The organism is Serratia sp. 2880STDY5682894, assembly GCF_001537385.1.
GTDB classification, from domain to species: domain Bacteria; phylum Pseudomonadota; class Gammaproteobacteria; order Enterobacterales; family Enterobacteriaceae; genus Serratia; species Serratia nevei.
Genome location: NZ_FCJA01000006.1, coordinates 113,664 through 128,047 on the forward strand (window position 1 = coordinate 113,664; position 14,384 = coordinate 128,047).

The following is a 14,384-nucleotide window of genomic DNA, read 5'->3' on the forward strand; positions in this document are numbered from 1 at the left end:
CTGCCGTTGATAAAAACACGCTTTTTTGGCCCGCTCAATCGGATAATCCCCCAAGCGGCGGGGATGACGCTCATCATCTGACCGCAGAAAAGAGAAATTTGTCCCGGTGATGGTCTAAACGGGGGAAAACCGGCTAATATTGAACTAGATGGGCACGGTCCTCTGCCGGTGTTGTAAGGAGATCCTATGATTCGCGAGCAAATAGAAGCAAAGTTAAGGGCGGCGTTTGAGCCCGCGTATCTGGAAGTCGTTGATGAAAGCTATCGTCATAACGTTCCGGCGGGTTCAGAAAGTCATTTCAAAGTGGTATTGGTCAGCGATCGCTTCGTCGGCGAACGGTTTTTGACGCGTCACCGCTCTATCTACGGCGTACTGTCGGAAGAACTGGCCGATGGCGTACACGCGCTGGCGCTGCACACCTATACGCTCAAAGAGTGGGAAGGATTGCAGGATACCGTGCCGGCCTCGCCGCCGTGCCGCGGCGCCGGGACGCTGGCCTGAGGGGGAAATTTTCAGGTATCAGTGGAACTTTGCCCTCGAATTAGGGTATTACTACTGACGAATTTTGAAACGGCCTGCGGGCCGTTTCTGTTTTTGACGACGACACGGCCGACGCGCAATATGGCCAACGTTCGGTCTGTTTTGGCGGCCTTTTGGCGATTGAATCGGCAAAAGTGTGAGTTTTAGCGCGCCTGCGCCGCCTAGCTTTCCTCGACTCGCCATGCATGCGCCGCTATAATGTCGCGTCTTATTTTTCCGGAATGGTTTCGGGACGCTTCTGTCATCAGGGAACTCGGTTCTTATTTGTAGCCGTCCTGGTTCTTGGAACGGAGTTGACCGAGCACTGTGATTTTTTTGAGGTAACAAGATGCAAGTTTCAGTAGAAACCACTCAAGGCCTTGGGCGCCGTCTCTCTATTACTGTACCGGCTGATACTATCAAGCAGGCGGTGAAGAAAGAGCTGATCAACGCAGCGAAAAGCGTGCGTATCGACGGCTTCCGCAAAGGCAAAGTGCCGATGAACATCGTGGAACAGCGTTACGGCGCCTCTGTTCGTCAGGACGTGCTGGGCGAAGCGATGCAGCGCAGCTTCGTTGACGCGATCATCAAAGAAAAGATTAATCCGGCCGGTGCACCAAACTACGTGCCGGGCGAGTACAAAGAAGGTGAAGACTTCACTTTCGCCGTTGAATTCGAAGTGTATCCAGAAGTTGAGCTGAAAGGCCTGGAAAACATCGAAGTTGAAAAACCAGTGGTTGAAGTGAACGACGAAGACGTCGACGCGATGCTGGACACTCTGCGCAAGCAGCAGGCGACCTGGAAAGAAACCGATCGCGCAGCGGAAGCTGAAGATCGCGTGACCGTTGACTTCACCGGTTCTATCGACGGTGAAGAGTTCGAAGGCGGCAAAGCGTCCGACTTCGTACTGGCAATGGGCCAGGGCCGCATGATCCCAGGCTTCGAAGAAGGCCTGGTCGGTCACAAAGCGGGCGAAGAGTTCTCCATCGACGTGAACTTCCCAGAAGATTACCACGCGGAAAACCTGAAGGGCAAAGCGGCCAAATTCGCTATCGTGCTGAAGAAAGTTGAAGAGCGCGAGCTGCCGGAACTGACCGAAGAGTTCATCAAGCGTTTCGGCGTGGCGGACGGTTCCGTTGCCGGCCTGCGCACCGAAGTTCGCAAGAACATGGAGCGCGAGCTGAAAGGCGCCGTGCGTAACCGCATCAAGTCTCAGGCGATCGACGGTCTGGTGAGCGCGAACGAAATCGACGTGCCTGCTGCCCTGATCGACGGCGAAATCGACGTACTGCGTCGTCAGGCTGCACAGCGTTTCGGCGGCAACGAGAAGCAAGCGCTGGAACTGCCACGCGAGCTGTTCGAAGAGCAAGCGAAACGCCGCGTAGTGGTTGGCCTGCTGCTGGGCGAAGTGATCAGCACCAACGATCTGAAAGCTGACGAAGACCGCGTGAAGACGCTGATCGAAGAAATGGCTTCTGCCTACGAAGATCCGAGCGAAGTCATCGAGTTCTACAGCAAAAACAAAGAGCTGATGAACAACATGCGCAACGTGGCTCTGGAAGAGCAAGCGGTTGAAGCCCTGCTGGCAAAAGCGAAAGTGACTGAAAAAGCCACTACCTTCAGCGAGCTGATGAACCAGACTCAACAGGCGTAATGCCGGCGTGCTGGGCGCGATGAACGGCGCCCCCGGTTTCGCCTGGCGAACCGGCGCACGATGAAAAAGCCCGCAACCTCAGGTTGCGGGCTTTTCTTTTTGCCACGTTGCTGATTAATCTCAGGTTAAGCGGGGCAATATGCACTATATTTACCCTGTTGCCTGGGGAACTGGCTGGCATGATAACGGTCAGAATAACGGCATCGTTTTCGGCGCGCGGAGAAAATCGGCCTCTGGGCTTGAAATCGCGCCGGGATCCCCCAATCTGTTAAGAATAATTCTGGGGCTGTTTGCCAAAGTGCGCGGGATGAAATAACCGTCGGGTACGTGTGGCGCGGGTCGAATGCTTGAGCATAGTCATCATGGCCGTTCTCAAGTAGAATCGGCGTATTAGGGTGACACCCTGGCCGCCAAGGCAATTTCTATTAGGAGACGGTAATGTCATACAGTGGCGAACGAGATCAATTTGCACCGAACATGGCGCTGGTGCCGATGGTGGTAGAGCAGACTTCACGCGGGGAGCGTTCTTACGACATCTATTCCCGCCTGCTGAAAGAGCGCATCATTTTCCTGACCGGCCAGGTGGAAGATCACATGGCCAACCTGATCGTGGCGCAAATGCTGTTCCTCGAAGCGGAAAGCCCGGAAAAAGACATTTACCTCTACATCAACTCGCCGGGTGGGGTAATTACCGCGGGCATGTCGATTTACGACACCATGAAGTTCATCAAGCCGGACGTCAGCACCATCTGTATGGGCCAGGCGTGCTCGATGGGCTCCTTCCTGCTGACCGCGGGTGCCAAAGGCAAACGTTTCTGCCTGCCTAACTCGCGCGTGATGATTCACCAGCCGCTGGGCGGCTACCAGGGCCAGGCGACGGACATCGAAATCCATGCGCGTGAAATCCTTAAGGTGAAAGCGCGCATGAACGAACTGATGGCCGAGCATACCGGCCAGCCGCTGGAGCAGATCGAGCGCGACACCGAGCGCGATCGCTTTATGACCGCGGAAGAAGCCGTGGAATACGGCCTGGTTGACGGCATTCTGACACACCGCAGCTAGAACCACGCGGCGCCGATGGACTATAGTAATCAGAGTGGGCAGGGGCTCGCTCTGTTGTGGCCCCTCGGCGTTCCCGATATGAGTTTGGGCGCACTGCCGCCGTGATTTTCCTGCGGGACAAGACTAAAGAAGAGGTTTGACTGATGACAGATAAGCGCAAAGACGGTTCAGGAAAGCTGCTGTACTGCTCTTTTTGCGGCAAAAGCCAGCATGAAGTGCGTAAGCTGATTGCCGGGCCGTCAGTGTATATCTGCGATGAATGTGTCGATCTGTGTAACGACATTATTCGCGAAGAGATTAAAGAAGTTGCCCCGCATCGTGAGCGCAGTGCGCTGCCGACGCCGCACGAAATTCGCCACCACCTGGATGACTACGTCATCGGCCAGGAGCAGGCGAAGAAAGTGCTGGCGGTTGCGGTGTACAACCACTACAAACGCCTGCGCAACGGCGATACCAGCAACGGTATCGAGTTGGGCAAGAGCAACATCTTGCTGATCGGCCCGACCGGCAGCGGTAAAACCCTGCTGGCGGAAACGCTGGCGCGCTTCCTGGACGTGCCGTTCACCATGGCCGACGCCACCACGCTGACCGAAGCCGGTTACGTGGGCGAGGACGTGGAAAATATTATCCAGAAGCTGTTGCAAAAATGTGACTATGACGTGCAGAAAGCGCAGCGCGGTATCGTTTATATCGATGAAATCGATAAGATTTCCCGCAAGTCCGATAACCCGTCGATCACGCGTGACGTCTCGGGTGAAGGCGTGCAGCAGGCGCTGCTGAAGCTGATTGAAGGCACCATCGCCGCGGTTCCGCCGCAGGGTGGGCGCAAGCATCCGCAACAGGAGTTCCTGCAGGTTGATACCTCCAAGATCCTGTTTATCTGCGGCGGCGCTTTCGCCGGCCTGGATAAGGTGATCGGTCAGCGCGTCAACACCGGCTCCGGCATCGGCTTCGGCGCGACCGTCAAGGGCGAGTCCGAGAAGGCGACCGAGGGCGAACTGCTGCTGCAGGCCGAACCGGAAGATTTGATCAAGTTCGGTCTGATCCCAGAGTTCATCGGCCGTCTGCCGGTGGTGGCGACCCTGAGCGAGCTGAGCGAAGATGCGCTGATTCAGATCCTGAAAGAGCCGAAGAACGCCCTGACCAAGCAGTATCAGGCGCTGTTCAATCTGGAAGGCGTGGAGCTGGAGTTCCGCGACGAAGCGCTGAACGCCATCGCCAAGAAAGCCATGGCGCGCAAAACCGGCGCCCGCGGCCTGCGTTCCATCGTGGAAGGCGCGCTGCTCGACACCATGTACGATCTGCCGTCGATGGACAGCGTAGACAAAGTGGTGATCGACGAGTCGGTCATCGCCGGCCAATCCAAGCCGCTGTTGATCTACGGCAAGCCGGAAGCCCAGGCATCTGGCGAATAATTAGCCAGTTAAACCAGAGCGTTATCAGCAAAATGGGGGATTTCATCCCCCATTTCTTTTTCCTGCATTCTTGCCGTTGAATGTAAGAGATTCATCCCCATATACTCATTAACCAGATTTTATGAAACGTTAGATGCTTGCGTCTCATGAGATTCCCCCTCAACCTGGCGGAAATTAAACTAAGAGAGAGCTCTATGAACCCTGAGCGTTCCGAACGCATTGAAATCCCCGTCCTGCCATTGCGCGACGTGGTGGTTTATCCGCACATGGTGATCCCGTTATTTGTTGGCCGGGAAAAATCGATTCGGTGCCTCGAAGCCGCAATGGATCACGATAAGAAGATCATGCTGGTGGCACAGAAAGAGGCCTCAACGGATGAACCTGGCATTAACGACTTGTTCTCGGTTGGCACCGTAGCGTCGATCCTGCAGATGTTGAAGCTGCCGGACGGCACGGTAAAAGTGCTGGTCGAGGGGCTGCAGCGCGCACGCATCACTACGCTGTCCGACAGCGGTGAGCATTTTGCCGCGCAGGCGGAATACCTTGAGTCGCCAGCGATCGACGAGCGCGAGCAGGAAGTGCTGGTGCGCACCGCGATCAATCAGTTTGAAGGCTATATCAAGCTGAACAAAAAAATCCCGCCGGAGGTGCTGACTTCACTGAACAGCATCGACGACGCCGCGCGCCTGGCGGACACCATCGCTGCCCATATGCCGCTGAAACTCAGCGACAAGCAGTCGGTGCTCGAGATGTCCGACATCACCGAGCGTCTGGAATACCTGATGGCGATGATGGAGTCGGAGATCGACCTGCTGCAGGTCGAGAAACGCATCCGCAACCGCGTCAAGAAGCAGATGGAGAAGAGCCAGCGCGAGTACTATCTGAATGAGCAGATGAAGGCGATTCAGAAAGAGCTGGGCGAGATGGACGATGCGCCGGACGAGCACGAAGCGCTGAAGCGCAAGATCGATGCGGCGAAGATGCCGAAAGAGGCACGCGAGAAAACCGAAGCGGAACTGCAGAAGCTGAAGATGATGTCGCCGATGTCAGCGGAAGCGACCGTGGTGCGCGGCTACATCGACTGGATGCTGCAGGTGCCGTGGAATGCGCGTAGCAAGGTGAAAAAAGACCTGGTCAAGGCGCAGGAAGTGCTCGATACCGATCACTACGGCCTGGAGCGCGTCAAGGATCGCATCCTCGAGTACCTCGCGGTACAGAGCCGCGTCAGCAAAATCAAGGGGCCGATCCTGTGTCTGGTAGGGCCGCCGGGCGTGGGTAAAACCTCACTGGGGCAGTCGATCGCCAAAGCGACCGGCCGCCAGTACGTGCGCATGGCGCTGGGCGGCGTGCGTGACGAAGCGGAAATCCGCGGTCACCGCCGTACCTACATCGGTTCGATGCCGGGCAAACTGATCCAGAAGATGGCCAAGGTTGGGGTGAAGAACCCGCTGTTCCTGCTGGATGAGATCGACAAGATGTCTTCCGACATGCGTGGCGATCCGGCCTCCGCTCTGCTGGAGGTGCTGGATCCGGAACAGAACGTGGCGTTCAACGACCACTACCTGGAAGTGGATTACGATCTGTCCGACGTGATGTTCGTCGCCACCTCGAACTCGATGAACATTCCTGCGCCGCTGCTGGACCGTATGGAAGTGATCCGCCTGTCGGGTTACACCGAGGACGAGAAGCTCAACATTGCCAAGCAGCACCTGCTGCCGAAGCAGCTTGAGCGCAACGCGCTGAAAAAAGGCGAGCTGACGGTCGACGACAGCGCCATCATCGGTATCATTCGCTTCTACACCCGCGAAGCCGGGGTGCGTAGCCTGGAGCGTGAAATCTCCAAGCTGTGCCGTAAAGCGGTGAAAACGCTGCTGATGGACAAGAAGCGCAAGCATATCGAGATCAACGGCGACAACCTGAAGGATTACCTGGGCGTGCAGCGCGTCGATTACGGCCGTGCGGATACCGAAAACCGCGTGGGCGAAGTCACCGGGCTGGCGTGGACGGAAGTGGGCGGCGATCTGCTGACCATCGAAACCGCCTGCGTGCCGGGCAAAGGCAAGCTGACCTACACCGGTTCTCTGGGTGAAGTGATGCAGGAATCGATTCAGGCGGCGCTGACCGTGGTGCGCGCGCGCGCGGAGAAATTGGGCATCAACGCCGATTTCTACGAGAAACGCGACATCCACGTGCACGTGCCGGAAGGGGCGACGCCGAAAGACGGCCCGAGCGCCGGTATCGCGATGTGCACCGCGCTGGTCTCCTGTCTGACCGGCAACCCGGTACGCGCCGATGTGGCGATGACCGGCGAGATCACGCTGCGCGGCCAGGTATTGCCGATCGGCGGCCTGAAAGAGAAGCTGTTGGCGGCGCATCGCGGCGGCATCAAAACCGTGCTGATCCCTTACGAGAACAAGCGCGATCTGGAAGAGATCCCGGACAATGTTATCGCCGATCTGGAGATTCATCCGGTGCAGCGAATCGATGAAGTTTTGAACATTGCGTTGCAAAACCCGGCCTTCGGCGCACTGCCGGTAGCGGCAAAATAGTGACGAATCGCAAAAACCATTGATAAAACTTATACTGGCAAGCCATTTCGGACTTGCCAGTATTTTTTTGTACCGCTAAGTTAGATCTCTGTCGGCCCGCGTTTTGCCACCCAGTCGGTGGCTTGCTAAGGTTCGATGGGATTGATATAACAGCTGCGCTGTCGCAACCGTAGGGATTTTTCGGTGCGACGATAGAATTCTAGAGGGGATGATAGAGTGAATAAGTCACAACTGATCGACAAGATTGCCGCAGGTGCTGATATTTCCAAAGCGGCAGCGGGACGTGCTTTAGACGCAGTAATCGCTTCCGTTACCGACTCTCTGAAAGCAGGGGATGACGTGGCTCTGGTAGGTTTCGGTTCCTTCACCGTGCGTGAACGTTCGGCTCGTACCGGCCGCAACCCGCAGACCGGTAAAGAGATCAAAATCGCGGTAGCCAAAGTACCGGCCTTCCGTGCAGGGAAAGCGCTGAAAGACGCTGTAAACTGATTTAGCGTCTAACCGTTTAGCGTAACAGGGTTTTGTAATAAACAATCACCTGACGCAGCGGTGCTGGTAAGGTAAGATACAAGGCGCATCGGACTGATGCGCTTTTTTTATTTTTGTCGCAGGGAACGCGCCTGCACAAGGGTTGTTAATCCACATCACAGCGGAGTGTTGTCACACTATGATGGACAATTTACGCGCGGCTGCTAATCACGTCGTGCTCAAAATCATCCTGGCCCTGATCATCCTGTCATTCGTTCTGACCGGGGTGGGTAACTACCTGATCGGCGGCTCCGGCGATTATGCTGCGAAAGTAAATGGTCAGACGATCGAACGCGCTCAGCTGGAACAGGCTTTCCAAAGCGAGCGTAGCCGCATGCAGCAGCAGCTGGGTGACCAGTTCTCCGCGCTGGCCGGCAACGAAGGCTACATGCAGCAGATGCGCCGTCAGGTGTTGTCCCAGTTGATCGACAACATGCTGCTCGACCAGTACGCCAAGAAGCTGGGCCTGGCGGTCAGCGACGATCAGATCAAGGACGCCATCCGCAAGGCGCCTTACTTCCAGACCAACGGCCAGTTCGATAACGCCAAATACCTCGACCTGATCGGCCGCATGGGCTACACCGCCGACAACTTCGCGCAGTCGATGCGCCAGCAGCTGGTCAATCAGCAGCTGATTCAGGCCTTCGGCGAGTCCGGCTTCGTGCTGCCGTCCGAATCGCAAGCCATGGCGGCGCTGGTGCTGCAGGAGCGCGACGTGCGCCTGGCGACCATCGATCTGAAGGCGCTGCAGGCGAAACAGAGCGCCGGTGACGACGAACTGAAGGCGTATTACGATCAGAACAAAAACAGCTTCATCGCACCAGAGCAGGTGAAGGTGAGCTATATCCCGCTGGACGCCGCGTCCATGCAGGACAAGGTGAAAGTGAGCGAAGAAGACATCAGCGCTTACTACGACCAGCACAAGAGCAGCTACGGCCAGCCGGAGCGTAAAAACTACAGCGTGATTCAGCTGAAAACCGAGGCGGAAGCCAACGCCGTGCTGGACGAGCTGAAGAAGGGCGCCGATTTCGCCACCCTGGCGAAAGAGAAATCCACCGATATCATCTCACGCCGCACCGGCGGCGAGCTGGGCTGGCTGGAGCCGGAAACCACCGCCGACGAGCTGAAGCAGGCTAACCTGACCGAGAAAGGGCAGCTGTCGGGCGTGGTGAAATCTTCCGTCGGCTTCCTGATCGTGCGTTTGAATGATATCGAACCTGAGAAAGTGAAGCCGCTGAGCGAAGTGCATGACGCCATCGCCAAGCAGGTGCAGCAGGAGAAAGCGGTAGACGCGTATTACGCGCTGCAGCAGAAGGTGAGCGAAGCGGCTACCAGCGACAACGAATCTCTGGCCTCGGCTGAAGAAGCGGCCGGCGTGAAAGCGGCGCAAAGCGACTGGTTCACCCGTGACAACATTCCTGCCGCGCTGAACTTCAAGCCGGTCGTGCAGGCGATCTTCGACGGCTCGCTGATCGGCGAGAACGGCGCGCCGGGCAGCAACTCCGACGTGATCACCGTAGATGGCGACCGCGCCTTCGTGGTGCGCGTGAGCGGCCATAAGCCGGAAGGTATCGAACCATTCGACCAGGTGAAAGACCGCGTGGCCGAGCTGGTGAAGCGCAACAAAGCGGTGCAGGAAGCGAAACTGCAGGGCGAGAAGCTGCTGGTTGAGCTGAAGCAGGGCAAGGGCGACGAGGCGATGAAAGCCGCCGGCCTGAGCTTTGGCGCCGTGCAGAAGATGGCGCGCGCGCCGGAAGACAGCCAGCTGGTGGAGAGCGTGTTCGCGCTGCCGCACCCGCAGGACGGCAAACCGGTGTACGGCATGTCGCAGGATCGCCAGGATAACGTGGTGCTGATCGCGCTCGATGCGGTGAAGCCAGGCACGTTGCCGGAAGACGAAATGAAAACCTTCGTCGGCAAGATGGAAGAGGGAGCGACCGGCGTTTCCTTCGATTCGCTGCTGGCGAGCCTGCGTAAAGAAGCCAAGATCAAAATGGGCGCCGCTGAGCAACAGCCTCAGTAATCGCCGCATTTTTCTGCAACGCAGTGCAACAAACAAAGGCCGCTTTCGCGGCCTTTTCCACATCTGATATCCGCCGATTGCTGAATATTCGCCGCCGCGGCAAGGTAGCCGTGCTGTCACACACAAGGAGGATACAGCATGCAACATACAGAGAAAAAAGCGTTATCAGGTTACCGTCATCACGTCAAAGCTGCGCTCACCGCGCTGCTTTTGTGCCTGGCGGGGCCGGCCGCCGCGGTGGATAAAGCCGAGGCGCCGGCACCCATGCTCTCAGCACCGGCGAGCAATGGCGGGCAATCGGTGATGACCAAGACAGCCGAGGAGGCGGCGGTCAGCATCAATCAGGCCACCGCCGAACAGCTGGCCGCCGCCTTGAGCGGCGTCGGTTTGAAGAAGGCGGAAGGCATCGTGCGCTACCGCGAGCAGAACGGGCCGTTCACCCAGGTTGAGCAGTTGCAGGAGGTGCCGGGCATCGGGCCGGCGCTGTTTGAGAAGAACCGCACCCGGCTGAAAATGTGATCCCGGTCGCGGCTGCGTGGCAAAATGCCGCTGAGGCCGTCACTCCTCTGCTACATTTTACAGGTCTTACCAGTTTGGCGCGTTGACCAAACGGGCGAGGGAGCCGCTGCGGCTCCCTCTTTCTGTAATCACCAGGCAGGAGCGATCGTTCCCTATGCAAACCTTTATCAAAGTTCGCGGTTATCACCTTGATGTTTACCAGCACGTTAACAACGCCCGCTATCTGGAGTTTCTGGAAGAGGCGCGCTGGGAATGGCTGGAGAACGAGGCCGGGTTCCGCTGGATGACGGAAAACAACATCGCTTTCATCGTGGTGAACATCAATATCAATTACCGCAGCCCGGCGGTATTGGGGGATAAGCTGCGTATCGACAGCCAGATGGTGCAGCTCAATGGCAAGAGCGGGGTGCTGAGCCAAAAGGTGACGCAGGATCCGGCCGGGACGCCGGTGGCTGACGCGCTGCTGACTTTCGTGTGTGTCGATCTGAAAACGCAGCGTGCGCTGCCGATCGAAGGAGAATTGCGCGAGCGCCTGGAGGCGCTCACGCCGAAGGATAATCTGCAGTAAGCTCACGGGCGGCAGAGGCTGCCGCCGTCACTGCCTCAGGCCAGAGCGGCCTTCTGTTTCAACGCCGCCATCACTTCCGCCTGGTTGGCCCGGTACTGCATCAGGCCATTGGCGCGCAGGTTGCAGGCGGCACATTCGCCGCAGCCGTCACCCTTGATGCCGTTGTAGCAGGTCAGCGTATCCTGGCGCACGCGATCCAGCTGGTGGTAATAATCCGCCAGCGCCCAGGTCTCGGCCTTGTTTAGCCACATCAGCGGCGTTTCGAAGCGGATATCGCGGGCGATGCCCAGCGTCACCGCCTTGTTCAACGCTTTAACAAACTCGTCGCGGCAATCCGGATAGCCGGAGAAATCGGTTTCACACACGCCGGTGATCACCGCTTCCGCTTCCACCTGGTAGGCGTAGATCGCCGCCAGCGTCAGGAACAGGATGTTGCGGCCCGGCACGAAGGTGCTCGGCAGCGCATTCTTCTGATTGGGATCGTAGGCGGGAACCGGAATATTGTCGCGCGTCAGGCTACTGACGGCCAGCTCATTGAGCAGCGTTACGTCCAGCACCTTGTGTGCCTTGGCGCCGAGGGCTACCGACAGCTCTTGAGCCACTTCAATCTCGGCGCGATGGCGCTGGCCGTAATCGAACGTGACGCAGTGAACTTCATCATACTGTTGCAATGCCTGGATCAAGCAGGTCGTGGAGTCTTGTCCACCGCTGAAAACGACAACCGCGCGCTTCATAAAATCACCTTTTTGGGCTTTGGCCTCTCCCGATACACATTCGGGCGGCAGGATAAAAATTGCGTTGCGGCGACAATAGTAGCAGAAAGGGCCGCCAAGCGCAGGGCGGTTCGGCTCAGGCCGGTGCGTCGTCCACCGGCGGCGGCAGCCACGCCTGGCAAAAATCGAACCAGCCGTGGGCGGTTAGCGTGACGCCATGCATGCGCGGCGGCGCGCTGATCTGATACTGGTAGTGAAACAGCGGCGTGATGATGGCGGCGGCCATCAGCCGTTGATAATAAGCCTGCAGCTGTGCGAAGCGCGGTTGCTGCGCCTGCAGCTGCTGGATCTGCCGCAGCGTGTCCTGCTGCTGCTGCCAGCGGCTTTCCGTCAGGATGCCGCGCCACAGCGTATCCTGCCGCAGCCAGCTCTCCAGCGTCGCCTCCGGCGCTTCACCGATCAGGTTGTCTGCCAGCAGCAGGTCGGCCTGGGCGATCTGCGCCTCGCTTTGCCAGCGTTTACCGGCGTAGTAACGCACCTCCAGCTCGCAGCCGTGCTGCGCCAGCAGCCGCTGCAGCGCGACCGTCACCGTTTCCAGCTCGACCGGCGGCCGATACAGCAGCGTCAGCCGGGCGGGCAGGGTGACATCTTCCTCAATCCGTTGGCTGGGAATACGCCAGCCGGGCAGCATTTCATGGCTGGGGGTGATCACGCTGTTGGGAATAGGTAGACGGCTCAGCAGGCCGGACTGCTGGATCAGCATCAGCAGCTTTTGCCCCTGGGCTTCGCTCAGCACGCCGTGGCGCAGGTTCAGCGCCAGATAACACCAGCCCAGGCTCATGCTGCGCTGCACCGGCCTGGCCTGCGCCAAATCGTCTTGCTGACCGATGGTGATGCGCACCGGATGCTGGCAACTGGTGTCGGCGCCGGCGGTGGGCAGGTCGGGGGTGATCCAGTACTCGATGGTGTCCAGATACGGGTGCTGCAGATGGTAACCGGCGTGCTGTTCCAGCCGCACTAGCTGCGGTTCATTCAGCGCCAGCTTGAACGGGCCGGCGCCGATGCCCGGCAGCTCCGGGTGGGTCATCAGGCAAGGCAGCTCCGCCAGCCGGTGAGCCAGCCAATAGTCCGCCAGGTGCAGATCGAACTGGATGCACAGCGGATGCGGCAGGCTGATGTGCGCGACGTTGGCCAGGCTGGGTTGGCTGCGCGGGTGGCGCTGCAGTTTTTCCAGCGTTTGCAGCAGCTGTTGGCCGGTCAGCGGTTCACCGTTATGCCAGCGCAGCTGACTGCGCAGAAAGAAGCGCCAGCGCAGGCCGTGCTCGCCAATTTGCCAGTGGTGCGCCAGATCGGGCTGCGGTTCCGGGTTACCGGTCATCAGGCGCGTCAGTCCGGCGTGCAGGGTCGATACCAGATGTTGCTCGGCGCGGCCGGTCAGCGTGAGTGGGTCGAGCGCTTCCAGCGTGCGGTAATAGGGAATGCGCAGCGTCGGGCTGCCGGCCTGCCATTGCCCGCCGAGGTGCGGGCTGAGCAGATCCTGCAGGTGCTGCGGATCGAGCTGCGCCATCTCCAGCGCCCCCTGATGGTTGCCCTGTTGCAGCAGCTGTTGCAGCAGCTGCGCGCGCAGTTCATCCGGGGTTTTCAGGCAATGCAGGCGGGCGCGTTTGCCGCGGCCGGGCTGCGAATGCCAGCTCAGCCAGCCCTGATCCTGCAGATGTTGCACCAGCGTGCGGGCGTGCCGTTCGCTGCAGTAGAACATCGCCGCCAGCTCGCCGATGGTCACGGCGACCGGCGCGCTGCCGAGCTGTTGGTACAGGCGTTGATATTGGCTGAGACGGTGAACCAGGCGCATGGGCAGAAATCCGGAACAGTTTTCTCAAATTGTTCACTATTACTTCCGCAAATACCATCCCATACTGCACGGATTGTAATCGCGTTCGCATTCAAGAGGTCTTATATGTATCGCCTGGCAGCTTTCGATATGGACGGCACGCTGTTGATGCCGGATCACCGGGTTGGCCCGGAAACGCTGGCGGTGCTGAACCAGCTGGTAGAGCGGGAAATGGTGGTGACGTTCGCCACCGGGCGGCACTACCTCGACGCGCAGCCGATCATGGCGCAGCTGGGGCTGCAGGGGTACCTGATCACCGGCAACGGCACGCGAGTGTATGACAACCGCGGCCAACAGCTGCACGCCACCGATTTGCCGGCGGCGGTCGCCGAAGAGGTGCTGCATCATCATTGGCGCACCCGCGCCAGCATGCATGTGTTCCGCGATGAAGGTTGGCTGACCGAGTTTCCCGTGCCGGAAGAGATGCTGCGGGCGCACCACCTGAGCGGCTTTCGTTTTCAGCTGGCTGACGTGCGCCGCCTGCCGGCGTTCGGCAACAGCAAGGTGTGCTTTGTCGCGCCGCACGAGGAGCTGCTGGCGTTGCAGGTGCAGCTGCGGGCACAGCTGGGCGACGAGGCAGACCTGTGCTTTTCCGCTTACGACTGTCTGGAAGTGCTGCCGCTCGGTTGCAACAAAGGCACGGCGCTGGACCGGCTGAGCCGCCATCTGGGGCTGACGATGGCCGACTGCATGGCGTTCGGCGACGCGATGAACGACAAAGAGATGCTGGGGGCGGTGGGGCACGGCGTGGTGATGGGCAACGCCCTGCCGCAGCTGAAATCCCTGCTGCCGCAGCTACCGGTTATCGGCCATTGCCAGCAACAGGCGGTGGCCCATTATTTACAACATTGGCTGCGTTCACCTTGCCTCACCTATTCCCCCGAAGAATGAGGTTCTCCTTACAGCCGGCCGGGTATGACTACCCGGCTTTTTTTTATCCGGA

The 14,384-nt window shown here is 58.8% G+C and carries 12 protein-coding genes; 10 read left to right on the forward strand and 2 right to left on the reverse strand.

The window, feature by feature from the left end; all coding sequences use genetic code 11:
- The first annotated feature begins 186 nt into the window (after positions 1–186).
- The 9 genes from bolA (at position 187) to AWX27_RS14970 (ending at position 10,837) form a co-directional block, all read left to right on the forward strand.
- Positions 187–501 carry a transcriptional regulator BolA gene (gene bolA / locus AWX27_RS14930; RefSeq protein ID WP_004940361.1) on the forward strand — a complete coding sequence of 105 codons (315 nt, stop codon included), beginning with the start codon at positions 187–189 and terminating at the stop codon, positions 499–501.
- Positions 502–868: 367 nt separating this feature from the next.
- Entirely contained in the window at positions 869–2,173 is a 1,305-nt protein-coding gene (gene tig / locus AWX27_RS14935; RefSeq protein WP_004940358.1) for a trigger factor, read from the forward strand.
- A 438-nt stretch (positions 2,174–2,611) separates the two neighbouring features.
- Complete coding sequence (gene clpP, locus AWX27_RS14940; protein ID WP_004940356.1) at positions 2,612–3,235, forward strand: ATP-dependent Clp endopeptidase proteolytic subunit ClpP; 624 nt, start codon at positions 2,612–2,614, stop codon at positions 3,233–3,235.
- Positions 3,236–3,378: 143 nt separating this feature from the next.
- Entirely contained in the window at positions 3,379–4,650 is a 1,272-nt protein-coding gene (gene clpX / locus AWX27_RS14945; RefSeq protein ID WP_004940354.1) for an ATP-dependent protease ATP-binding subunit ClpX, read from the forward strand.
- A 194-nt stretch (positions 4,651–4,844) separates the two neighbouring features.
- On the forward strand, positions 4,845–7,199 hold the full coding sequence (gene lon, locus AWX27_RS14950) for an endopeptidase La (RefSeq protein ID WP_019454189.1): 2,355 nt from the start codon (positions 4,845–4,847) through the stop codon (positions 7,197–7,199).
- 216 nt (positions 7,200–7,415) lie between these two features.
- The gene (gene hupB, locus AWX27_RS14955; protein ID WP_060423373.1) at positions 7,416–7,688 is read left to right on the forward strand and encodes a nucleoid-associated protein HU-beta; all 273 of its coding nucleotides are present in this window, start codon (positions 7,416–7,418) and stop codon (positions 7,686–7,688) included.
- Positions 7,689–7,866: 178 nt separating this feature from the next.
- Entirely contained in the window at positions 7,867–9,750 is a 1,884-nt protein-coding gene (gene ppiD, locus AWX27_RS14960; RefSeq protein ID WP_049199887.1) for a peptidylprolyl isomerase, read from the forward strand.
- Between the two features lie 138 nt (positions 9,751–9,888).
- A complete protein-coding gene (locus tag AWX27_RS14965) occupies positions 9,889–10,269 on the forward strand; it encodes a ComEA family DNA-binding protein (RefSeq protein WP_049199890.1) in 381 nt (126 codons plus the stop codon).
- Positions 10,270–10,423: 154 nt separating this feature from the next.
- Complete coding sequence (locus tag AWX27_RS14970) at positions 10,424–10,837, forward strand: acyl-CoA thioesterase (RefSeq protein WP_060423376.1); 414 nt, start codon at positions 10,424–10,426, stop codon at positions 10,835–10,837.
- Between the two features lie 35 nt (positions 10,838–10,872).
- On the opposite strand, the gene queC is transcribed toward AWX27_RS14970, so the two are convergent.
- Together queC and AWX27_RS14980 are read right to left on the reverse strand one after the other, a co-directional pair.
- A complete protein-coding gene (queC, locus tag AWX27_RS14975) occupies positions 10,873–11,571 on the reverse strand; it encodes a 7-cyano-7-deazaguanine synthase QueC (RefSeq protein WP_025301770.1) in 699 nt (232 codons plus the stop codon).
- A 115-nt stretch (positions 11,572–11,686) separates the two neighbouring features.
- Positions 11,687–13,402 carry an SgrR family transcriptional regulator gene (locus tag AWX27_RS14980; RefSeq protein ID WP_060423380.1) on the reverse strand — a complete coding sequence of 572 codons (1,716 nt, stop codon included), beginning with the start codon at positions 13,400–13,402 and terminating at the stop codon, positions 11,687–11,689.
- A gap of 105 nt (positions 13,403–13,507) precedes the next feature.
- Between AWX27_RS14980 and cof the strand changes: the two genes are divergently transcribed.
- On the forward strand, positions 13,508–14,332 hold the full coding sequence (gene cof / locus AWX27_RS14985) for an HMP-PP phosphatase (RefSeq protein ID WP_033647299.1): 825 nt from the start codon (positions 13,508–13,510) through the stop codon (positions 14,330–14,332).
- Positions 14,333–14,384 lie beyond the last annotated feature (52 nt).

Bases quoted from the DNA above. Each gene is read 5' to 3' on its own strand.
- queC (WP_025301770.1), bottom strand. From the start codon at position 11,571: ATGAAGCGCGCGGTTGTCGTTTTCAGCGGTGGACAAGACTCCACGACC.
- ppiD (WP_049199887.1), top strand. From the start codon at position 7,867: ATGATGGACAATTTACGCGCGGCTGCTAATCACGTCGTGCTCAAAATC.
- AWX27_RS14970 (WP_060423376.1), top strand. From the start codon at position 10,424: ATGCAAACCTTTATCAAAGTTCGCGGTTATCACCTTGATGTTTACCAG.
- bolA (WP_004940361.1), top strand. From the start codon at position 187: ATGATTCGCGAGCAAATAGAAGCAAAGTTAAGGGCGGCGTTTGAGCCC.
- clpX (WP_004940354.1), top strand. From the start codon at position 3,379: ATGACAGATAAGCGCAAAGACGGTTCAGGAAAGCTGCTGTACTGCTCT.
- cof (WP_033647299.1), top strand. From the start codon at position 13,508: ATGTATCGCCTGGCAGCTTTCGATATGGACGGCACGCTGTTGATGCCG.
- clpP (WP_004940356.1), top strand. From the start codon at position 2,612: ATGTCATACAGTGGCGAACGAGATCAATTTGCACCGAACATGGCGCTG.
- AWX27_RS14965 (WP_049199890.1), top strand. From the start codon at position 9,889: ATGCAACATACAGAGAAAAAAGCGTTATCAGGTTACCGTCATCACGTC.
- lon (WP_019454189.1), top strand. From the start codon at position 4,845: ATGAACCCTGAGCGTTCCGAACGCATTGAAATCCCCGTCCTGCCATTG.
- tig (WP_004940358.1), top strand. From the start codon at position 869: ATGCAAGTTTCAGTAGAAACCACTCAAGGCCTTGGGCGCCGTCTCTCT.
- AWX27_RS14980 (WP_060423380.1), bottom strand. From the start codon at position 13,402: ATGCGCCTGGTTCACCGTCTCAGCCAATATCAACGCCTGTACCAACAG.